The organism is Gaetbulibacter jejuensis (genome assembly GCF_039524015.1).
GTDB lineage: Bacteria > Bacteroidota > Bacteroidia > Flavobacteriales > Flavobacteriaceae > Gaetbulibacter_B > Gaetbulibacter_B jejuensis.
In genome coordinates this window covers 485,141-507,001 of sequence record NZ_BAAAGF010000003.1, presented here as the reverse complement: position 1 = coordinate 507,001, position 21,861 = coordinate 485,141, and the positions used below count along the sequence as shown (strand labels likewise).

Sequence of the window (21,861 nt, the reverse complement as noted above, 5' to 3'; positions counted from 1 at the left end):
ACCTCTTACCTTTCCGAACAGAGAAGTTAAGCCCGTTAGCGCCGATGGTACTGCAACAGTGGGAGAGTAGGTCATCGCCTTTTTTAGAAAAGCATTCATAATTTTATGAATGCTTTTTTTTTGTTTTTAAGGGTTATGATAGATGATATTTGTTAAGAATAAATTATAGTATAATTACTAATTATTAAACATACTATCTAGAATAGTTTTTAAGCCTTTAAAAGCAAAAAAAATAGCTAACCCACAGATTAAACATCCAATAATTAAAATAGGAATATAGAGTGGTTTTTCTTGATTGCTAAATGCGATGTAAATTAGAGTAGGACCAAGGAACATACACAATAAAGAGAGTCCCATTTTTTTTAGGCCTTGTATTAAAACTTCTTTATTTGTTCGTTTAGTTTCCATGCTTATAGTTTTGAATAGCTAAGCGTACACTTTTATGTTTATTTAGTAAGTGTTGTGCTTCCTCTTGCTGAATGTTAAGTTCGCTCATGATCATTTTTGTACCTCTATCAACTAGCTTATTGTTGCTCAATTGCATATCTACCATTTTGTTTCCTTTAACATGGCCAAGTTGAATCATAGTGGTTGTTGTAATCATGTTTAAAACAAGTTTTTGAGCTGTTCCTGCTTTCATTCTTGAGCTTCCTGTAACAAACTCTGGACCAACAATAATTTCTATAGGAAATTGAGCTGTAAGTGACAATGGACTTTTATAATTACAGGTTATGCATCCAGTTACGATGCCTTCTTCATTACATTTTTCTAAACCACCAATAACATAAGGTGTTGTACCAGATGCTGCAATACCAACGACTACATCTTTTTTAGAGACTTCATATTCCTTTAAGTCTTTCCATGCTTGGTCTTTTGAGTCTTCAGCGAATTCTACCGCTTTTCTTATTGCTGTATCTCCTCCTGCAATTAAAGCTATAACTAAATTGTGTGAGACACCAAATGTTGGAGGACATTCTGACGCGTCAACAATTCCAAGTCTGCCACTTGTGCCAGCTCCTATGTAAAATAATCGACCTCCATTTTTTAATTTTTGAACTATTACTTTTACGAGTGCTTCAATTTGAGTAATTGCTTTTTCAACAGCCATTGGGACTGTTTTGTCTTCGTTGTTGATGTTAGTCAATAACTGGTTTACTGTCATCTTTTCTAGATGATTGTAATTGGAATCTTGCTCTGTGGTTTTTGTAAAGTCCATAGCTCAAAAATAATGATTTTTTTGCTGCGTTAATGATGGTAGTGGCATCCTTTTTTGTTTTACAAAAAAGATATAACGGACAGCATGACCCGAAGGGTAACGCCCTAAAAATAAAAAAGCTCCTAATTAAAGGAGCTCTTATATTAAATTGAGTTTATAATATTGTTGAAGGTGCTGCTTGGTCGCATTACTTTGCTTTCGATGTCGTCTTCGGTTAGGTAATAGCCTCCAATATTTGTTGTTTGACCTTGAACTGCATTTAGCTCGTCAACAATTTTGGTTTCGTTTTCGGTAAGAGCTTTAGCAACTGGTGAGAACATAGTTTTTAGTTCGCTGTCGTTTGACTGATTAGCCAAAGCTTGAGCCCAATACATTGACAGGTAGAAGTGACTCCCACGATTGTCTAACTCGCCACATTTTCTTGAAGGTCCTTTACCGTTTTCTAAGAGTTTTCCGGTTGCTTCATCTAAAGTGTCAGCTAAAACTTGGGCTTTCTTATTGTTGAAAGTTTCGCTTAAATGCTCTAAAGAAACCGCTAAGGCTAAGAATTCACCTAGAGAATCCCAACGTAAATGGTTTTCTTCTAATAGTTGTTGTACGTGCTTTGGAGCTGATCCACCAGCACCAGTTTCGAACAAACCACCACCATTCATTAATGGTACGATAGATAGCATTTTTGCACTTGTACCTACTTCTAATATTGGGAAAAGGTCTGTAAGGTAGTCTCTTAATACGTTCCCTGTTACTGAAATGGTATCTTTTCCTTCCTTAATACGTTCTAGTGTGAATTGCGTTGCAGCAATTGGGTCTAAAATTCTTAGATCTAATCCAGAAGTATCGTGTTGTGGTAAATATTGGTTAACTTTTTTGATTAACTCTGCATCGTGAGCACGATTTTCGTTTAACCAGAAAATTGCTGGGGTTTGTGATGCTCTTGCTCTAGTTACTGCAAGTTTAACCCAGTCTTGAATTGGTAAATCTTTAGTTTGACACATTCTCCAGATATCACCAGCTTCAACTGTGTGCTCCATTAATGTGTTTCCTGATGCATCAACAACTTTTACTGTTCCGTTAGAAGTAATTTCAAACGTCTTGTCGTGCGATCCATATTCTTCAGCTTTTTGAGCCATTAAACCAACGTTAGGAACTGTTCCCATTGTTGTTGGGTCAAAAGCACCATGTTTTTTACAAAAATCGATTGTAGCTGTGTAAATACCAGCATAACTACTATCAGGAATTACAGCTTTAGTATCTTGTTGTTTTCCTTCGGCATTCCACATTTGACCTGAAGTACGTATCATTGCAGGCATTGAAGCGTCAATAATAACATCGCTTGGTACATGTAGGTTAGTAATACCTTTATCACTATTTACCATAGCTACTGCAGGACCATTATTGAAAGCTTCGTTAATTTCAGCTTCGATTAAAGCTTTTTTGTCGGCTGGTAATTTTTCTAATTTAGACACAAGGTTACCAAATCCGTTATTTTCTTCTACACCAATTTCTTCAAGAATATCTCCATATTTTTCATACACATTAGCAAAAAATACTCTTACTGCATGACCAAAAATAATAGGGTCAGACACCTTCATCATTGTAGCTTTCATGTGTAACGAAAAAAGTACTCCTTGTGCTTTGGCGTCTTTAACTTGTTCTTGTAAAAAGTTTAATAATGCTTTTTTGTGCATTACAGTACCATCAATGATTTCACCTTTTAAAATTGGGAAACTATCTTTTAAAATGGTTTCATTACCATTTTGGTCTGTATGAACAATTTTTATGCTAGTATCGTTATCTAGTGTAAGTGATTTTTCGTTGTGTGCAAAATCTCCTTCAGTCATTGTAGCAACATGAGTTTTAGAGTCTGAACTCCAAGCTCCCATTGAATGTGGATTTTTCTTAGCGTAGTTTTTTACCGCTTTAGGTGCACGTCTGTCTGAGTTACCTTCACGTAACACAGGGTTTACAGCACTCCCTTTAATTTTGTCATATCGTGCTTTGATAGCTCTTTCTTCGTCATTTTGAGGATCTTCAGGATAGTTAGGTACATTGTAACCTCTTTCTTGAAGTTCTTTAATTGCAGCTGTTAATTGCGGAATTGAAGCACTAATATTAGGTAATTTAATAATATTTGTTTCAGGTAATTTAACAAGTTCACCTAGTTTAGCTAAGGCGTCTTCTACTTTTTGGTCTTCTTTTAAAAAGTCAGGGAAGGTTGCTAAAATTCTTCCTGCTAATGAGATATCTTTAGTTTCTATAGTAATTCCAGACGATTTTGTAAATGCTTTTACAATTGGTAAAAAAGATTGAGTTGCCAACGCTGGAGCTTCATCTGTTTTTGTATAAAATATAGTAGAAGATTTTGTCATTTGTTGTTAAATTTTATCTATTTATGAACTTTGTATTTTTAAAATCTTGCAAATATAATAATTTCAAGTGGCTATCCCTTGTAGTTTATAGGCAATTATTCAATTATGATATTGTATGTGTTTAAAAGCCCAAAAATTTGCTCTTTTGAAAATTTTGCTTGATTAATATTATTAATTTCTGGATTGATGCTGTAGTTAATTGCCGACCTTAAGTCGGCTTTTTCAAGGTTGGTGTTATCAAAAACAGCATTTTTAAGATCACAATCCGTAAAGATTGCTTTAGAAATATTGGTTTTTGTAAAATCTACTTGCTGTAAATTACAGTTTAAAAAAGGAGTGTCTTTAATATTTAGATTTGTAAATGAAGCTAGATTTAAACTACAGGAATTGAATGTAAAGGATAATAAAAAATCATTACAATCATGAAAGTGGAGCCCTAAAAGTTTACAATTGTTGAACTGTACATTATTGAAAGTAGTATGTTTTATGTTAGCATTACTAAAGTTACAATTGGTAAACTCACACTCCAGGAAACTAATATTTGAGACATCAGCATTAGAAAAATCACAATCTATAAACGAGCAATTGTCGTATTCAGCTTTAGGTAAAAGGGTTTTTGTGTAGTTTTCAGCGCTAAATGTTTTATCTAAGAGTAGTGGTAGGTCCATATTATTGTTTAAAACATCAAATATAGGTGTAAAAAAACAAAAGCCATATCATTGTAGCTAACTACCTTGACATGGCTTTCTCTGAAACTGTTACTACGTGATCTAATTAACACTTCTGCTAAATCAGCCGTATTGGAATTTACATTCACAATCGTCTTTTTCAATTCAAGTTTCACAGTATCAATGAAACATCTCTATAACTTTCAAAATGTATTGACTTGTTATTCAATGTTTCAGTTTAATTGTTTTTCTTGATGTTTTGTCTGTTAAGCTTCGTTTTCACGTTACTTACTTTTCAAAACATTGCACCTATCTTAACATTCGCTTTCGTTCCTGTTACCTTCGAGTACTTTCCACTTTTCTAGTTTTTGTCTGCCTAAACATACAGTACTTTTAAAAGCTTCATGGTTTTTCAACTTAATCATGCATACACATGCTGTTTCAAAACCTCAAAAAACAATTTTATAAAGAACGTTACTTTATTCCGACTTTAACATTAACACCTTTTTTATGGTGACCAACTCAAGGTTGTTGTTTAATCGTTTAGCTAATATAGGTCAAGAAATGAAAATTGCAAATTTTTTAGACCATTAGATATCAACCATTTATGAACCGAAGTTATTAACAATGGTTAATAAAAAAGCCTTGAGAGTATCAAGGCTTTTTTATTATATGGTTTGAAGTGCTTATTTTCTAACTTCTTTAATTCTTGCTTTTTTACCAGTAAGACCTCTAAAGTAGTAAATTCTTGCACGTCTAACTTTACCTCTTTTGTTAACTTCAATTTTTTGAAGTGCTGGTAAGTTAATTGGGAAAATACGCTCTACACCAATTGTTCCAGACATTTTTCTAATGGTAAATGTTTCAGAAGTACCAGATCCTTTACGTTGTAATACTACACCTTTAAAAAACTGAGTACGTGTTTTACTACCTTCTTTAATTTCGTAGTATACAGTAATTGTATCACCTGCACCAAATTCAGGTAAGTCTTTTCTTGTTACAAATTCGTCTTGTACAAATTTTACTAAAGAATTCATTTTGTTTAATTTTAAAATGGTTGATTCAAACCAACATTCACGGATCTCGCCAGAGGTTAATCTGAAATTGGCTGCAAAGATAATTAATAAATACTAACGTACAATTAATAATTAATAATTTTTTGGTGTTCCCAAGCCAAAGTGTAAACACTTGTCTTGGTCAGGCTATCCATTGTATCTTTTTACGTGTCTTCGTCAAGCCTTGACTGACGTAAAAAGGATGCCATTTCTATCCTTAACACAATAACACTACCTAGTCTTTCACTTTTAAGAAGGATATTTAATATTGTGTTACTCCTCTAATAAATCAGGTCTGCGCTCTTGTGTACGCTTGTAGGCTTGTTCTTCGCGCCATTTTTCAATTTCAGGGAAATTACCACTAAACAAAATTTCAGGTACTTGCATACCTTTATACTCACGAGGTCTAGTATATATTGGAGGTGCTAAAAGATTATCCTGAAACGAATCGGTTAGGGCAGAGGTTTCATTACCCAATACACCAGGAATTAAACGTATTACAGCATCGCATAATACAGCAGCTCCTAACTCGCCACCAGATAACACATAATCGCCAATTGAAATTTCTTTGGTAATAAACTTATCACGTACGCGTTGATCAACACCTTTATAATGACCACATAATATAATAATGTTTTCGTGTAAGGACAGTTGGTTAGCAATACCTTGGTTTAAGCGTTCACCATCAGGTGTCATATAAATAATTTCATCATACTTGCGTTGTGCTTGTAAACCAGAAATACATTTGTCAATAGGTTCAATCATCATGACCATTCCTGCTCCACCACCAAACTGATAGTCGTCTACAGACTTGTAATTATCGGTTGTGTAATCTCTAAGGTTATGAAAATGAACTTCTACCAAGTTAGCATCAATAGCTCGTTTAAGTATAGAGGCTTCAAACGGACTACTTAATAGCTCAGGTAAAACGGTTATAATATCTATGCGCATGTTTTAAGTATTGGCTGCAAAGATAGGTTTAATTAGATTATGTTTTTAGGAGGTAATCAACTTCAATTATAAATAGTATGGATTCAATAATTTATAGATGTTTCATGGGTCTAATATTGATGTTTTGCAATAATTTTTGTTAAAAAAATATCTTTTAAACAAAAAAACGTGCTTTTTGTCGGTGTTTTTGAGGATTCAGAATAAAAAAGCAAATATTGTTTTAGTGATAAATGGAGTGAAAGCATATAAATTAATGCTTGAAGAAGGATTTTAAAGTGTAGCGTTATGAAGTTTAAAATAAAACCTGAGTTTTTTTTTAAGAAGTTATTAATTGTTATTTTTTTATTATTAATTGGTAATATAATTGTTAATTTTTTAAAATTCAGTGATTTTCCCAAACCTCGAATAGTTGAAATTATAATCGTCTTTTTTGATTTTGATTTAGAAGAAAACCTACCAACATTTTACTCTACGTTAGCTATATCAATAGCTAGTTTGTTGCTTTTAATTATTGCAATGCGAAATAAGAAAAGGAACCTTAAATATATCGATTGGTTAGGGTTATCTTTTGTGTTTTTGTTTTTAGCAGTTGACGAGTTTACTAGAATACATGAATATTTATGGAACCCGACACATAATTTATTACAAACTACAGGACTCTTATACTACTCTTGGTACATACCTTATGCCATATTGTTTTTAATAATAGCTGTTTTTTATATAAAATGGTTTAATAGATTGCCAATTGAAACCAAAAAGTTGTTTGTTGTATCAGGACTCATTTTTATAACAGGAGCTATTGTTTTTGAAGCGGTTTCAGGATATTTTGATGAGCTATACGGTGTTTCTAATTTTTGGTACTGCTTTTTCTATACCATTGAGGAGTTATTGGAAATGCTAGGAATTGCATTGTTTATTTATGCATTATTAGAGTATATATCTGAAACAAAGTATTTAAAAATTAAAATATCTTAAACTTTTAGGTTGTTTTTTTATTCAGATATTTTGGTTCATTAATTTCTTTTTCAAATTCAGATTGTCGAAAAAATGGCCATACTCTTTCGTCTCCATCTTCAATGTTTTCCAATTCTTTTTCGTCCGAATATTTAGAATAAATTCCGAACGTTATTAAATTTAAAAACCATTTAATGGGATTCGGAAACTTTTGGTCTTTCCATTCGTATTCGTTGTCCGATTTTAGAAATAGAATAAATCGTTTGATGTATTTTTCCGTTTCATCAGTCAACTTATGTTTTCCGAGATTTCTGTGTTCCCTTAAATCATCGTAGTAAAACCAAAATTCGCTTTCAATTGCTCGAATTCCTTTATCGTCTGTTGGGTAAATAGGCTCAATTCTATTCATAAACTCAAAGTTAGTTATTGTTCCAGATAGATAGTGTCGAAGGTTTTCAGCTAATATGTTTCTCTGATTTCTGTTCATTTCACAATTTTTGGTCAAATGCATTAAATAATAAAGATATGGATTATCTATATCGACAGTTAAACGAAGTTAGTAAATTTTAGAGGACTTTTCGATTAGGAAATCAAATGTAATGTGATTACTCTATTGTATTACTCTTTTCCATATAGTGTTGACAGTGTTCCGTTTAAACAAAAAGGGATTACTGATGTATGAGTTTCGTTTCTATAAATGTACCAATCTATATCAACATTATCGTAGTTTCTTTTTTTAAGGAACATACTAAATTTAATCATATTTGATACCATCATTGGGCTTTCATTTTCTCCAGTAGAAATGAAAACTTTGGTTGGAACAATATTCCAGTTTTGGTTATCTGTGAATTTAATAATTGCTGGTTCTAAAAAGATTTCTTCGTTAAGTTGAAATGACGGACTGTTTATACCAAATCTTGTAAAGTAATTATCAGAATTTACAAAACAATATGCCGTAAACAGACCTCCAAGAGAATGTCCTGAAATCCCTCTATCGGAATTTGTTTTATAGTGTTTATCTATAAATGGTACAATTTCTTTTTTAAGACATGCTAAAAATTTATCAGCTTTACCAGTTTTGACTGTTCCTTCTTCTACACCAAATTTTTTCTCAATTCTTCTTTCGGTTATCGTGTCACGATACGGTGTGTAGTCATTAAATCTATTAATGTTTGATTCTATTCCATTTACCTTATGGCTGATTCCAACAAGAATCACATCTTCTATTTTTTCATAATCAATGTAAGATGATTCGAAATATCCAAATGTGCTTTTCCCATCCAAAACATAAAGCACAGGATAAGTTATGCTGTCCTGAATAGAGTAGTTCTCTGGAAAAGACATATGGATTAAATAGTCCTTGTTTGTGATTTTAGAATTAATGATATGGTCTGGTTTAAAGCTATCACGTCCTTTTGGGTCTAATTTTTGTGCAAGTGATATATTTTGAAAAATCAACAAAAGACAAGTAGCAATAAGTAGTTTTTTAGATGTTATAAATATCATTATTTCTTCTTGGGTTTAAATTTGGACTAAGCCAACTTAATAAATTTTTAAGGACTTTTCGATAGGGAAATCAACTGTAATAAATTATATAAGTTGTTGACAATAGTTATTTTTCATATTTACAATTTGTTCCTTCTTCAAAAGAACCGTCAGTTTCACAAGTCTTAATTAACTTTCCGTTTTTATAATATTTCCGAAAAGTGTATTTTTTATTTTCCATAAAGGTTTCTACTTTGTCAAAACCATCGAAATTGTAATGTGTATTTGTCAATCCACTAACTTTTTCATCATCTGAATATATAATTCTGGAATATTGTTTTCCATCTTTTCTGTTATAAATATGCAATCCTTGTTTTAAACCATAAATATCAACAAAGTTTATTGTGTCATTGTTTAAAATGGAAAATGTAGGGTTTTTTCTAACTACTCTAAATTTATGTTCGGATTCGGTTATTTTTTTACCATTTAAAGTTATTGTATAATCTTTATTTTTAAGTCCTTTTATTTTATATGACAGATTAAAAGCACAATCACAATCAGCTACTTCTTCAATCCATTCTTCAGTGACTAAATCGAGTGAATCATTTACTTTTTCTTTGTTAACTTTATATTCTCTTAATCCATGAAAAGTCAAATTTAGTGTATCGTTTTTTAGCTCTATTTCACCTTTTTCAGTACGATTACAATTTGCAACAGCAAAAATGTTATATGTGTGAAAATCGTCTTCTTTATTTATTTCGATAATTCGATTCTGTAATTTGTATAAGTTTGGATAATAGATTCCTTTTTTACACTCACTGGAATTATAATTAATCAATTCAATTTTTGGTTGTGAAGTACAATTAAAATTGACTAAAAATAAATTAATCAGACTTATATAAAATATTCTATGAAGTTTTTTCATTTAATTATTGCCAATAATAAAGATATGGATAGTTTTAATAAACAAAAAATCCGTAAAAACTTTACGGATTTAGTATTCATCTAAAAAAGCAAACCATTATATGCCTTTTTGTTTATTAATTTCATCTTGAAGTTGGCGTCTTACTTTTTGCTCTCTTTCTAAAGCAGTCCTACGATGTTCTTCAAACTCTTCTTCGGTTTCAGCTAACGATTTTTTAGCTTGCTTAGTAATAGCATTACTGTTTTTAAACTTATATATAAAGAGTAGCAACAGTGCAAATAATCCTCCAATAATACTCCACATAAGTACATTGTAGCCTCCTTTGCTCATTTGCATGCCAAACAATGCCATACTATCTTTTTCAAGATTGGTTTTGTCTAATGTGTCTTTGGTATTTGTAAGATTACTTTTAAGCTCAGTAATCTCTAAGGCTTGTGTGTCTACTATAGCTTGTGTGTCTGCCAAATCCTTGTGTATGGCTTTAAGCGAATCTAGTGTGTGTGCTTTTAGTGTATATAACCAGTTCTTTTTTACAACTTTATACTCTTGATAATTGTTTGAGCGTTGTATAACGAATTCAAATTGATTGTCAATACTCCCTTCGTTTAATGATAATTTGTCTTCTTCAGTAGTTTCCTGAGCAATTAGGGTTGTAAAGGATAATATGCAAAGTGTTGTAAGAAAAAGGGTTTTAAAATATTTCATTTTAGTTAGGCTGTTTTTAGCTGTGGTTAATTTTGAACAATATAGCAATTTCTATTGATGTTTGATTATTTTTTAAGCAAATAGCCTCACATTTTGTGAGGCTATTTTATATACGAATGGTTTTATGTTTTGGACGTTTTAGTCTATTAATAATAGGTGTAACGTCTTACTTTTGCAATATATTTTGCTAACCTAATCACCTGATGGCTATAACCATACTCATTATCATACCATATATATAGTATCACATTTTTACCATCTTTTCTAACAATGGTTGCTTTACTATCATAGATTGAAGGAGCAGAGCTACCAACGATATCGCTAGATACCAATTCGTCGCTCATTTCATATTTAATTTGTTCTACCAAGTCACCTTCCAGCGCATATTTTTTCATAATGGTATTGATACCTTCAACAGATGTTGATTTCTCTAATTCCAAATTCAAAATTGCTAAAGAGCCATTTGGTACAGGAACTCTAATTGCGTTAGAAGTTAATTTTCCTTCTAAAGATGGTAATGCTTTAGAAACTGCGCTTCCTGCTCCAGTTTCGGTAATTACCATGTTAAGTGCTGCAGCACGACCACGACGGTATTTTTTATGGAAATTATCAACTAAATTTTGATCGTTGGTATAGGCGTGGATAGTTTCTAAATGACCAGTTTTTACTCCAAAAGTGTCTTCAACAGCTTTTAATACAGGTGTAATTGCGTTGGTTGTACAAGATGCTGCTGAAAAGATATTGATGTTGTCAGGATTGTTTTCAAGATGATTAACACCATGAACAATATTTGGAACACCTTTACCAGGAGCAGTAAGTAATACTTTGTCAACACCTTTTGATTTTAAGTGTCTGCTTAAAGCTTCATTGTCTCTAAAGGCTCCAGTATTGTCAATTACTAAGGCTTTATCAATTCCGTATTTGGTATAATCGATATCTTCTGGTGCATTTGCTGAAATGATATTTACAGTTGTACCATTTATAATTAAAGCGCTGTTTTTTACATCGGCAATAACAGTTCCTGGGAAATCACCATGAACAGAGTCGTTACGTAATAAAGATGCTCTTTTTTCTAAAACAGTTTGGTCTATGGCGCCTCTTGTAACAATAGCTCTTAAGCGTAATTGACTTCCTTTTCCTGTTCTGGTCATTAGCTCTCTAGCTACCAAACGACCAATTCTACCAAAACCATAAAGCACAACATCTTTAGGTTCAATAGAGTTGTTTTTACTAGCATCTTTAAGTTTGTTGGCTACAAATGCAGTTGCATTACTGTATTTTTGATCTTCTAAGTGAAACTCATAGGTTAATTTTCCTATGTCTAGTTTAGCAGGAGGAAGGTCTAATGTTTTAATAGCCTGAGCGATTTCAACAGAGTCGAAAATAGAAATTGGTTTTTGTACAAACTCGCCTGCATATTCGTGTAAGTTCAAAATCTCGCTAACATTTCTGTCAATTAATTGATTTCTGAACAAAACTAGCTCTATGGATTTGTCATACCAAAGGTCGCTAACAATTTTGATAAATTCTACAGTTGCTCTTCTACGATCTGCTTGAAAAGCCAATTCACTTTCATAAGTTTTTGTAAGACTCATTTTATAATGTTTAGTGTGTTGTTAAAATGAAATTTTTTGCAAAAGTAATATATTTCAAACGTTTTCGTAAACTATTTTAACAAATAAAAAACCCTTTAACTGTTAAGTTGTTAAAGGGTGATTTTGAGTTATTGTTATCAAAATGAGTTTACTTCCAATAGAAGCTCTCTTTTTTTCCATTTTTGTTGATGATTTCAAACTTTAAAGGGTCATTACTTGATTTATTTTCAAGTGCATGTTTTACTTCATCAATACTGTTTACAGATTTATCATTTATAGCTGTAACAATGCTTCCTTCTTCAATTCCATTCTTTTTCCAAAAACGCTCATACGTTTTGTCTAACGATGAAATTTTAACACCATTTTGAGCATCTAGTTTTCTTAAGTCTTTCTCTTTGGCATTTTTAACCAACCCAATAATAGGAAGTTGTAAGGTTTGATTCCTTATTAAAGTTACAGGAACAATTTTAGTGTCGTTGTCTCTTAATAATGTTACGTTTACAACATCATCAGGACGTTTGGTGCTCAAATATCCTTTTAGGTCAGAAAACTTAGAAATTTTAATATCGTCTAGTTTTTTAATAACGTCACCACTTTGTATTCCTGCCAAATCAGCACCAGAGTCTTCTTCAACACTGTTTACATAAAATCCTTCAGTAGTAGCAACACCTAATTCTTCGGCATATTTACTATTTAATGATCCACCAGTTACTCCTAAAATTCCATTTTGAACATCACCATACTCCATAATATCTTCAACCACTTTTCTGGCAATGTTACTTGGTACAGCAAAAGAATATCCAATGTAAGATCCTGTTTGCGATGAAATAGCTGTATTTATTCCTACCAAATCACCATTAGCATTTACTAAAGCTCCACCTGAGTTTCCAGGGTTTACGGCAGCATCAGTTTGAATAAACGACTGATGGTTTTGACCTGTTAAATCTCTTGACTTCGCACTGATAATTCCTGCAGTAACAGTGGAAGTAAGGTTAAATGGGTTACCAACTGCTAAAACCCATTCGCCAATTTTAGCTTGATCAGAATCTCCAAAAGTTACAAAAGGAAGTTCTTCATCAGTATCAATTTTTAAAAGCGCGATATCTGTTTTTTCATCACTACCAATCAATTTAGCATCATAAATTTTATTGTCGTTAGATGTAATAGATATTTGATTTGCGCCATTAATAACATGATTGTTGGTTATAATATATCCATCAGGAGAAATAATAACACCACTACCTGTTCCTACTTGAGCACGTTGAGAGTTTCTTCCGTAGAATAAATCTTCAAATGAAGTTGGTCCTTTTACAATAGTTGTGTTTTTAACGTGTACCACTGCGTGTACTGTTTTTTCGGCTGCATCAACAAAATCAGGAACATTTGAAATGTTGTAAGCGCTTGTTACAGTATTGTTTGTGGGCAGAAAAGATACCTGCTCATTATTATTTGTAGTAGATGCCAAAGCACTGTTGTCTTGTTCTAAAAATAGCTTGTAGGCGGATAATGTTATAATTCCACCTAATACTGAAACTAAAACTAAGGTTAAAATCTTTTTCATTTGTTTTATTAGGTTTTGAGTTATGATTTGATAATTATTTAACGATTAAAATTAACTATTTATTGAATTAACAGTTTCAATTTAACGATTTTTAACGTCGCATTTAACGCGTATTTAACACTGCAAAAACCAATGTTTTATTCCTATATTTGTACCGCTTATGAAACTTAATTTCTATAAATATCAAGGTACAGGAAACGATTTTGTAATGATCGATAACCGTTCATTACACTTCGACAAAAACAATACCAAACACATTGCTTTTTTGTGTGACAGACGTTTTGGCATAGGTGCTGACGGACTGATACTGCTTGAAAATCATCCTGATTATGATTTTAAAATGGTGTATTACAATGCCGATGGTAACGAAAGTTCTATGTGTGGTAATGGTGGTCGTTGTTTGTCAGCTTTTGCAAAGCAACTAGGTGTTATCAATGATAAAGCTACTTTTATAGCTATTGATGGTTTACATCATGCTGTTATTGAGCAAGGTGTTGTGAGTCTTCAAATGCAAGATGTTTTAAAAGTTAATAAACAGCAAGACTATGTGTTTTTAGATACTGGTTCGCCTCATCATATAGAAATGGTTAATGACTTAGAACATTTTGATGTCAAAACAAAAGGTTCAGCTATTAGATATGGTAATTTATATGGTGAAGCAGGAAGTAACGTAAATTTTGTTGAAAAAATTTCTGAAGATACTTTTGCTGTAAGAACTTATGAACGTGGAGTAGAAGACGAAACGTTGTCTTGCGGAACAGGAGTGACTGCTGTAGCTTTGGCGATGCATTATATTGGAGAAACCGAAAAAAATCTAGTGACATTAAAGACAAAAGGAGGCGATCTTAAGGTGTCTTTTACTGTTGAAAATGGCACGTATAAAAATGTATGGCTTATTGGACCAGCCACTTTGGTTTATAAAGGGACTTTTGAATGATAACTCTAAAAGGAAAGCATATTTATTTAAGAGCGCTCGAGCTAGAGGATTTGGAGTTTATCCATCAGGTAGAAAATGATGAATCCATTTGGGAAATAAGCAGTACCATTACACCATATTCCAAATTTTTAATAAAACAGTATTTAGAAAATGCGCACAAAGATATTTTTGAAGTCAAACAATTACGACTAGTCATTTCTAGTTATAATGATGACGCTTTAGGACTCATTGATCTTTTTGATTTTGATTTCAGAAATAAAAGAGTTGGTGTTGGTATTTTAATTAAAAATCCTGAGGATAGACAAAAAGGGTTTGCTAGTGAAGCTTTAGGATTGCTTATAGATTACTGTGTAAAACATCTAGATGTGCATCAATTATATTGCAATATTTCAGAAGAAAATACTGCAAGCATTAATTTGTTTGAAAGTCATGGGTTTCAAAAAATAGGACTAAAAAAAGATTGGACCTATACTAATGGTTCTTATAAAAACGAATATTTATTACAACGTATTTCAATTTAAATGTATATAAAGAAAATTCTTTGGGCAATTGCTCTTATAGGTCTAGCAGTAGCTGCTTACTTCGCGTATTTTGTGTATAGTGCAATGTTTAAGCCTAATACAAGTTTTAATAATGAAAATGCCTATGTGTTTATTCCTACAGGAGCCGACTATAACGAAGTAAGAGCACAATTGGAACCATTGTTATTGGATATTGATGCTTTTGATGCGTTAGCAAAGCAAAAAAAATACACAGCTAATATAAAAGCTGGTAGGTATGAAATTAAAAAAGGAATGAGTAATAACGATATTATCAATTCCATTAGAAGTAATAATATCCCAATTAAAGTATCTTTTAATAATCAGGAAACATTAGAAAAACTTGCAGCTAGAATTGCAAACCAAATAGAAGCAGATAGTTTGTCTTTAATTGAAACTATGACTTCTGAAGCATTTTATGAAAAAAGCGGTTTTTCAAAACAAACAGCCTTAGGGATGTATATTCCAAATAGCTATGAGTTTTTCTGGAATACTTCAGCTGAAGAATTTAGAGATAGAATGCTAAAAGAATATAACCGATTTTGGAACGACAGTAGAAATGCGAAAGCTAAAGCATTAAACATGTCTAGAGATAAGGTTATGGCTTTAGCGTCTATTGTATATGAAGAGTCAAAGCAAGCTAGCGAGCAACCTCGTATTGCAGGTGTGTATATGAATAGGTTGCGAATAGGAATGCCTTTGCAAGCAGACCCAACATTAAAATTTGCAGCTTACCAATTGCCTCAATATAAAAATACAGTAATAAAACGTGTATTGAATATTCACAAAGAAATAGAGTCACCTTATAATACATACATGAATGCTGGATTACCTCCAGGGCTTATCGCAATGCCAGATATTTCGGCAATTGATGCTGTGTTGAATTATGAAAAACACAATTACCTTTATTTTGCTGCTGATGCTAAACGCTTAGGGTTTCATAAATTTGCTAAAACCTTAAGTCAGCACAATGTAAATGCTAGAGAGTATCAGCGTTATTTATCTGCTCAAGGAATAAATAGGTAATTTTAATGCGAAAAAAAATCTGTTATATAGCCTTTCTATTTGTATCAGTATCTTTTTCGCAATCTACATTTGAATCGTTTTTAAAGCCTAGTGATAGTTTAAATCCTTCAAGACGTAATGCAGTTGTAATAGCTGAGTCTTCTTTAGCAGGACTAACGCTTATTGGTTTAGATAGACTTTGGTATGCCGATTATCCTCGTTCAAAATTCCATACATTAAATGATAACAATGAGTGGTTGCAAATGGATAAACTTGGTCATGTGTTTACATCTTATCAATTAGGAAGAGTAGGTGCTAATGTTTTAAATTGGAGTGGTGTACGTAAAAAAGACCAGCTTATTTATGGTTCTACTTTAGGCTTTACCTTTTTAACAGCAGTTGAAGTTATGGATGGTTTCTCTGAAGAATGGGGTTTTTCTTGGGGAGACATGATAGCTAATGCAGCAGGAACAGGCTTGTATGTTGGTCAAGAATTACTTTGGCAAGAACAGCGTATTGTTTTAAAATATTCTTTCCACCAAACTAAATATGCTGCTCAACGTCCTGATAAACTTGGAGATGGCTTTTTTGAAGAGTTTTTAAAAGACTACAATGGTCAAACCTATTGGCTCAGTGCTAATGTACACTCGTTTTTCAAGGATAGTAATTTTCCTAAATGGCTTAATGTAGCTATTGGTTATGGAGGAGATGGTATGTTATCTGGTGAAAATGAGACTGTTAATAACTCAATGATAAGTCAAAATAGAATTCGTCAATTCTATTTAAGTTTAGATGTAGATTTGTCAAGAATTAAAACGAACTCTCGTTTTTTACGAACGATATTTGACGTTTTTAATGTTATTAAGGTACCATTTCCAGCATTGGAGTTTACCGATAAAAATGGCATAAAGCTCCATGGAATCTATTTTTAGAGCGGTTAAACGATTAATTTTCAGGTTTTAAAAAAAAGTTATATCTTTGCACGCTGAAATTTTAGGTCCATTTTTGGGGAATTAAGGACTTAATAAATTAGCTATTATGATAAAAAAGAAAACTAATTTTTTTGTTATCCCTCTTGCAATTGGCGCTTTAATTTTTTTAGCGTTGTATTCAAACACTAAAGTAGATTTAACAAATTATTCTACTGAGGGTTTGGAAATAGATTTTACAGTATCTAAGGACATTGCTTTATTAGCAAAAGATTCTAAAGGTGCAGTATCACCTATTTCAAATGACATTCAATTTCCTTACTTAGGGAAATCTTACGTAGGTTTTAAAGAAGCTCTTGGATTCAAAGAATCTGGTAGCAATTATTTTAGAGTTAACACACTTGGTTATTTAGGAAAGTACCAATTTGGTGCTGAAACATTAAAATTGATAGGTATTTATAACCCTAATCAGTTTTTATACAATCCTGAATTACAAGAAAAAGCTTTCTTAGCAAATGCTGAACGTAATAAATGGATATTACGTAAAGACATTAACCGCTTTGTTGGAAAAACAATAGGAGGTGTTAATGTTACTGAATCTGGTATTTTGGCTGCAGCGCATTTAGCAGGTCCAGGAAGCGTAAAAAAGTATTTAAGAAGTTATGGTTCAAACAACTTTAAGGATGCTTACGGAACTTCAATTAGACATTACCTAAAGAAGTTTTCTGGTTATGATACATCGCATATTGTACCCAACAAGAAAGCAAAAGCAGTACTTTAATAAAGATTAATCTTTATGAATAGCAAAGATTGACGGACGTTTATGTAAGTCAATCTTTGTTTTTTTCCACTCATTCACGGTTTGCGTTTTTATATACTCAGTAGGTAATGTAATATCACAAGCAATACATATTCTTGTATTTTGGTGTAACAAACTGCAAATATCTTCTAGCATTTTATTGTTTCTGTAAGGAGTTTCAATAAAGAGTTGTGTTTGATTTTGTTCAAAAGATAACTTCTCAAGTCGTTTTAAAGCAGACTTTCTTTCAGCTTTGTCTATTGGTAGGTAGCCATTAAAAGCAAAATTTTGTCCGTTCATTCCAGAACTCATTAATGCCAAAATAATAGAAGAAGGTCCAACCAAAGGTACAACTTGTATGTTGTTTTGGTGTGCAAGCTTCACAATTTCAGCACCAGGATCGGCAATTCCTGGACAACCAGCTTCAGAAAGCAAACCCATGGGTTTTCCTGCTTTACAAGCATCTAAAAAGTTTGAAATCTCAAAATCTTCAGTGTATTTATTTAATACATTAATATTTAACGAAGGCTGCGATTTTCTTGGGCTTACTCGTTTTATAAAATGTCTAGCTGTTTTTTGATTTTCAACAATATAATCGTCAACCATTTCAATAATCTTCTTTACTGAAATTGGTAAAACTTCAAGTGGAGGATTATCTCCTAAACGTGTAGGTATAAGGTATAATTTACCGTAAGTATTGTTCATTCTTAATTAACAATGAGCTTTTTAAATTGTGTTTGTCCATTATTATTAACTAGTTGTACTAGATAAAGTCCGTTTGATAATTCTTTTGTAGAAATAGTAGTTAACTGATTGTCAAATTCATTAACAGACTTTACAAGCTTACCTTGCATGTTAAATAAATGAACAGAATTTAATGATGAATAAAATTGTAATAGGTCTATAGTGAAACTTTCGTTTGCAGGATTAGGATATAATTTAATGTCAGATAATTGATGCTCATCAACACTTAAATTAGCATCAATGATTTTATAGATCGTTCCAGAAGACAAGCCAGCAACATATAATTCTCCATTAACATCTTCACCAAAACAACTCCATCCATTTCCTGAATATTGTTCAGTAAAGGTATAACTCCAAGTGCCTTCGTTGTTACTTAAAATTCCTATTTCATTACTGCAGTAATCAGCAAAAAAGTAAACACCATATAAATTAGGTTGAGTTGAACCTCTATAAATATAACCACCAGTTATTGAGCATTTAAAGGCTCCAGATGAGGTATGACCATATTCAGCAACCGGAAAAGTCATTTCAGCCATAGGAGGACAGTCGGCTGTGTTATAGGTAGAATTTCCTTCATAACAACGCCATCCATAATTAACACCTAAAGCAGATGCAGAAGGAGTAGCCATATTTATTTCTTCGTACTCATTTTGTCCAACATCAGCAATCCAAATGTCATTGGTTAGACTGTCAAAAGAAAACTTCCAAGGATTTCGCAGTCCATAAGACCAAATTTCGTCAAGAGCAGTTGCGTCACCAACAAAAGGATTTGTAGCAGGAATAGCATAGTTGTTTCCTCCACTAGTATTGTCTACATCTATTCGAAGCATTTTACCTAATAAAGTACTGAGGTCTTGAGCTCTATTTCCTGGATCACCACCTGAACCTCCATCTCCTGTAGCTATGTATAAATAGCCATCATTTCCAAACGCCATGTCACCACCATTATGATTGATATAAGGTTGAGAAATAGTCATTAATATGAGCTCAGAACTTGAGTCTGCTGTATTGCTATCGCTTCTTGTGAATCTTGAGATTACAGTATCACCTGCGTTGTTTATATAATTAACATAAAAATAACCGTTCGAAGCATAATTTGGGTGAAAAGCTAATCCTAAAAGTCCTTGTTCACCACCATTATCAGTAACGTTTACGTCAATATCTAAAAAAGGAGTTGGGTTAATTGTGCCTTCTTGGTTTATGATTTGGATATAACCAGATCGTTCTGCAACAAAAAGTCTATTATCACCTGAATGCTTGATGTTTACAGGGTTTGAAAGTCCTGTAGCAAAAGTTTCAATCTCAATATCTTGAGCAAACCCAATAGAAAAACTAAAGAGTATAACTAGAGAGGTTAACTTTTTCATAGTATTAATTTAAGGGAGTTTGTTGCAACAAAATACAAAAAATCTAACAATATCAATGAATTTAATTGTTAATCAGGTTTTTAGAAATAATGTTGCATGAATTGTCAAGAAGAGAGTATACATGCTCAAAATCTTTAATTGTTCCATAGTAAGGATCAGGAACATTTTTGTCTTTGATGTGAGGGTCTACTTCTAAAATAAGCTTTACTTTAGAACTATCATGAGTGTTCCTAGCGAGTTTAATTACGTTTTCAAAATTAGATTGATCCATCACAAAAATATGGTCAAAAGTATCAAAGTCAGAAACTTTAAACTGTCTTCCGCGTTGGTGCGAAATGTTAATTCCGTTAGCTTTTGCTACAGCAATTGACCTATGGTCTGGGCTGTCTCCAACATGATAGTTTGCTGTACCAGCTGAATCTACATAAAACTTGTCAGAAGGTAGCTTAGATTCTAAAATACCATGAGCCAATGGTGAGCGGCAAATATTACCTAAGCAAACCATTAGAATACTTACCATAACTTAATTTTAGAGCGATAATTTTTTAGAAAGATCTTCTACGTATTTTCTAAACTGTTTGTCAGTAGAAGATAAATTGTCTACAGTTTTACAAGCATGTAATACTGTTGCGTGGTCACGTTTTCCAATTTGAGAGCCAATACTCGCTAAAGAAGCTTTAGTGAATTTTTTAGCAAAAAACATGGCTAATTGTCTAGCTTGTACAATGTGACGCTTTCGGGTTTTAGACTGTAATGTGCTAACGTCCATTTGGAAGTAGTCAGAAACTACCTTTTGGATATAGTCAATTGAAACTTCTCTCTTGGTGTTCTTAACAAATTTTTCAACAATATCCTTAGCTAAGTTTATTGTAATTTCCTTTTTATTGAATGAAGATTGTGCTATTAAAGAGATTATAGCGCCTTCTAATTCTCTAACGTTAGTTTTAATGTTTTTAGCAACATACTCTATAATTTCTTCAGGCATTTCAACACCATCTCTGTAGAGTTTGTTTTTAAGAATAGATACTCTTGTTTCAAAATCAGGACTCTGTAGTTCTGCAGAAAGTCCCCATTTAAAACGAGACAATAAGCGTTGCTCAATATCTTGCATATCAACAGGAGCTTTATCACTTGTTAAAATGACTTGCTTACCATTTTGGTGTAAATGGTTGAAGATATGGAAGAATACATCTTGAGTTCCAGATTTGCCTGAGAAAAACTGAACATCATCAATAATTAAGACATCAATAATTTGATAAAAATGAATAAAGTCATTTCTGTTATTCTTTTTTACTGAGTCAATATATTGTTGTGTAAATTTTTCAGCAGATATATAAAGTACCGTCTTTTCAGGATACTTGTCTTTAATATCAATACCAATAGCATGAGCTAAGTGGGTTTTTCCTAATCCAACACCACCAAAAATAAGTAATGGGTTAAACGATGTTCCTCCAGGTTTGTTAGCAACTGCTAAACCTGCATTTCTTGCTAACCTATTTGAATCTCCTTCAAGGAAATTTTCAAAGTTGTAGTTAGGATTTAATTGAGACTCAATTTTTACATTTCTAATTCCAGGAATTACAAATGGGTTTTTAAGCTCAGGATTTTTATTGTTTAAAGGAATATCAACATCTTGCGACTTAACAGCTGTCCTGTTAGAACTTGGTATTTTTTCAGTAAATGGTTGTTTGTTACCATAGGTGTTTTCCATTTTAATAACATATACCAATTTAGCAGTTTCACCAAGTTCTTTTGTAAGCGCAACTTTAAGGATTTTTACATAGTGCTCTTCAAGCCACTCGTAGAAGAATTTACTAGGTACTTGAATGCTTAAAGCATTGTCTGTAAGTTTAACTGCTACAATTGGTTCAAACCAAGTTTTGTATGCTTGGGGCTGTATGTTATCTTTTATAAAAGAAAGGCAATTATTCCAAACCGATTGCGCAGTTACATTCATTCTCTAAGTTAATTTTTGATGTTTAGTTAGTTTAGTTTAGTAAAAAAAAGAGAAATTCGAGTTTCTCTTGAGTCATTTTTTTTACCTGACAAATATGTGA

At 32.3% G+C, this 21,861-nt stretch carries 22 protein-coding genes and 1 rRNA gene; 7 read left to right on the top strand and 16 right to left on the bottom strand.

Annotation, left to right across the window (positions count from 1 at the left end; all coding sequences use genetic code 11):
• Positions 1 to 83 (top strand): 5S ribosomal RNA (gene rrf, locus ABD011_RS15770); the annotation flags it as partial.
• 94 nt (positions 84 to 177) lie between these two features.
• Here rrf and ABD011_RS12000 read toward each other — a convergent pair.
• The 6 genes from ABD011_RS12000 to trmD all read right to left on the bottom strand — a co-directional run bounded on the left by ABD011_RS12000 (position 178) and on the right by trmD (position 6,259).
• Positions 178 to 408: a DUF6095 family protein gene (locus ABD011_RS12000; RefSeq protein WP_243832958.1), complete on the bottom strand. Its 231-nt coding sequence runs from the start codon at positions 406 to 408 to the stop codon at positions 178 to 180.
• Positions 398 to 1,216 (bottom strand): N-acetylmuramic acid 6-phosphate etherase, encoded by an 819-nt coding sequence (murQ, locus tag ABD011_RS11995; RefSeq protein ID WP_343798552.1) that lies wholly within the window; start codon positions 1,214 to 1,216, stop codon positions 398 to 400. The genes ABD011_RS12000 and murQ overlap by 11 nt, the downstream gene beginning before the upstream one ends.
• Before the next feature lie 143 nt (positions 1,217 to 1,359).
• A complete protein-coding gene (locus tag ABD011_RS11990) occupies positions 1,360 to 3,585 on the bottom strand; it encodes an NADP-dependent isocitrate dehydrogenase (RefSeq protein ID WP_343798550.1) in 2,226 nt (741 codons plus the stop codon).
• Positions 3,586 to 3,680: 95 nt separating this feature from the next.
• Complete coding sequence (locus ABD011_RS11985) at positions 3,681 to 4,253, bottom strand: pentapeptide repeat-containing protein (RefSeq protein ID WP_343798548.1); 573 nt, start codon at positions 4,251 to 4,253, stop codon at positions 3,681 to 3,683.
• 686 nt (positions 4,254 to 4,939) lie between these two features.
• On the bottom strand, positions 4,940 to 5,290 hold the full coding sequence (gene rplS, locus ABD011_RS11980; protein WP_129760375.1) for a 50S ribosomal protein L19: 351 nt from the start codon (positions 5,288 to 5,290) through the stop codon (positions 4,940 to 4,942).
• A gap of 291 nt (positions 5,291 to 5,581) precedes the next feature.
• On the bottom strand, positions 5,582 to 6,259 hold the full coding sequence (gene trmD / locus ABD011_RS11975) for a tRNA (guanosine(37)-N1)-methyltransferase TrmD (RefSeq protein WP_129760374.1): 678 nt from the start codon (positions 6,257 to 6,259) through the stop codon (positions 5,582 to 5,584).
• Positions 6,260 to 6,544: 285 nt separating this feature from the next.
• On the opposite strand from trmD, the gene ABD011_RS11970 reads away from it, so the two are divergent.
• Entirely contained in the window at positions 6,545 to 7,234 is a 690-nt protein-coding gene (locus tag ABD011_RS11970; RefSeq protein ID WP_129760373.1) for a hypothetical protein, read from the top strand.
• A gap of 4 nt (positions 7,235 to 7,238) precedes the next feature.
• On the opposite strand, the gene ABD011_RS11965 is transcribed toward ABD011_RS11970, so the two are convergent.
• From ABD011_RS11965 to ABD011_RS11940, 6 genes are all read right to left on the bottom strand, one after another.
• A complete protein-coding gene (locus tag ABD011_RS11965; protein ID WP_343798545.1) occupies positions 7,239 to 7,700 on the bottom strand; it encodes a hypothetical protein in 462 nt (153 codons plus the stop codon).
• Positions 7,701 to 7,831: 131 nt separating this feature from the next.
• On the bottom strand, positions 7,832 to 8,719 hold the full coding sequence (locus ABD011_RS11960) for an alpha/beta hydrolase (protein ID WP_343798543.1): 888 nt from the start codon (positions 8,717 to 8,719) through the stop codon (positions 7,832 to 7,834).
• Between the two features lie 106 nt (positions 8,720 to 8,825).
• Positions 8,826 to 9,623: a hypothetical protein gene (locus tag ABD011_RS11955; RefSeq protein ID WP_343798541.1), complete on the bottom strand. Its 798-nt coding sequence runs from the start codon at positions 9,621 to 9,623 to the stop codon at positions 8,826 to 8,828.
• 96 nt (positions 9,624 to 9,719) lie between these two features.
• Positions 9,720 to 10,328: a tRNA (guanine-N1)-methyltransferase gene (locus ABD011_RS11950; RefSeq protein WP_343798538.1), complete on the bottom strand. Its 609-nt coding sequence runs from the start codon at positions 10,326 to 10,328 to the stop codon at positions 9,720 to 9,722.
• A gap of 146 nt (positions 10,329 to 10,474) precedes the next feature.
• The gene (locus tag ABD011_RS11945) at positions 10,475 to 11,923 is read right to left on the bottom strand and encodes a glyceraldehyde-3-phosphate dehydrogenase (RefSeq protein WP_343798536.1); all 1,449 of its coding nucleotides are present in this window, start codon (positions 11,921 to 11,923) and stop codon (positions 10,475 to 10,477) included.
• Between the two features lie 148 nt (positions 11,924 to 12,071).
• On the bottom strand, positions 12,072 to 13,484 hold the full coding sequence (locus ABD011_RS11940) for a trypsin-like peptidase domain-containing protein (RefSeq protein ID WP_134199360.1): 1,413 nt from the start codon (positions 13,482 to 13,484) through the stop codon (positions 12,072 to 12,074).
• 160 nt (positions 13,485 to 13,644) lie between these two features.
• On the opposite strand from ABD011_RS11940, the gene dapF reads away from it, so the two are divergent.
• From dapF to ABD011_RS11915, 5 genes are all read left to right on the top strand, one after another.
• Complete coding sequence (gene dapF, locus ABD011_RS11935) at positions 13,645 to 14,421, top strand: diaminopimelate epimerase (RefSeq protein WP_343798532.1); 777 nt, start codon at positions 13,645 to 13,647, stop codon at positions 14,419 to 14,421.
• A complete protein-coding gene (locus ABD011_RS11930; RefSeq protein WP_343798530.1) occupies positions 14,418 to 14,942 on the top strand; it encodes a GNAT family N-acetyltransferase in 525 nt (174 codons plus the stop codon). The genes dapF and ABD011_RS11930 overlap by 4 nt, the downstream gene beginning before the upstream one ends.
• Positions 14,943 to 15,986, top strand: a complete 1,044-nt coding sequence (gene mltG / locus ABD011_RS11925) for an endolytic transglycosylase MltG (RefSeq protein WP_343798528.1) — start codon at positions 14,943 to 14,945, stop codon at positions 15,984 to 15,986.
• 5 nt (positions 15,987 to 15,991) lie between these two features.
• Positions 15,992 to 16,897: a YfiM family protein gene (locus ABD011_RS11920; RefSeq protein ID WP_262733686.1), complete on the top strand. Its 906-nt coding sequence runs from the start codon at positions 15,992 to 15,994 to the stop codon at positions 16,895 to 16,897.
• 106 nt (positions 16,898 to 17,003) lie between these two features.
• Positions 17,004 to 17,675: a peptidoglycan-binding protein LysM gene (locus tag ABD011_RS11915; protein WP_129760364.1), complete on the top strand. Its 672-nt coding sequence runs from the start codon at positions 17,004 to 17,006 to the stop codon at positions 17,673 to 17,675.
• 6 nt (positions 17,676 to 17,681) lie between these two features.
• Here the strand turns inward: ABD011_RS11915 and ABD011_RS11910 are convergent, their stop codons facing one another.
• From ABD011_RS11910 to dnaA, 4 genes are all read right to left on the bottom strand, one after another.
• Positions 17,682 to 18,398: an SAM-dependent methyltransferase gene (locus ABD011_RS11910; RefSeq protein WP_131507178.1), complete on the bottom strand. Its 717-nt coding sequence runs from the start codon at positions 18,396 to 18,398 to the stop codon at positions 17,682 to 17,684.
• 2 nt (positions 18,399 to 18,400) lie between these two features.
• Positions 18,401 to 19,804 carry a PQQ-dependent sugar dehydrogenase gene (locus ABD011_RS11905; protein WP_343798525.1) on the bottom strand — a complete coding sequence of 468 codons (1,404 nt, stop codon included), beginning with the start codon at positions 19,802 to 19,804 and terminating at the stop codon, positions 18,401 to 18,403.
• Between the two features lie 61 nt (positions 19,805 to 19,865).
• Complete coding sequence (locus tag ABD011_RS11900) at positions 19,866 to 20,324, bottom strand: low molecular weight protein-tyrosine-phosphatase (RefSeq protein WP_343798523.1); 459 nt, start codon at positions 20,322 to 20,324, stop codon at positions 19,866 to 19,868.
• A 9-nt stretch (positions 20,325 to 20,333) separates the two neighbouring features.
• Positions 20,334 to 21,761, bottom strand: coding sequence for a chromosomal replication initiator protein DnaA (gene dnaA / locus ABD011_RS11895; protein ID WP_129760360.1), 1,428 nt, complete (start codon positions 21,759 to 21,761; stop codon positions 20,334 to 20,336).
• Positions 21,762 to 21,861: the final 100 nt, after the last annotated feature.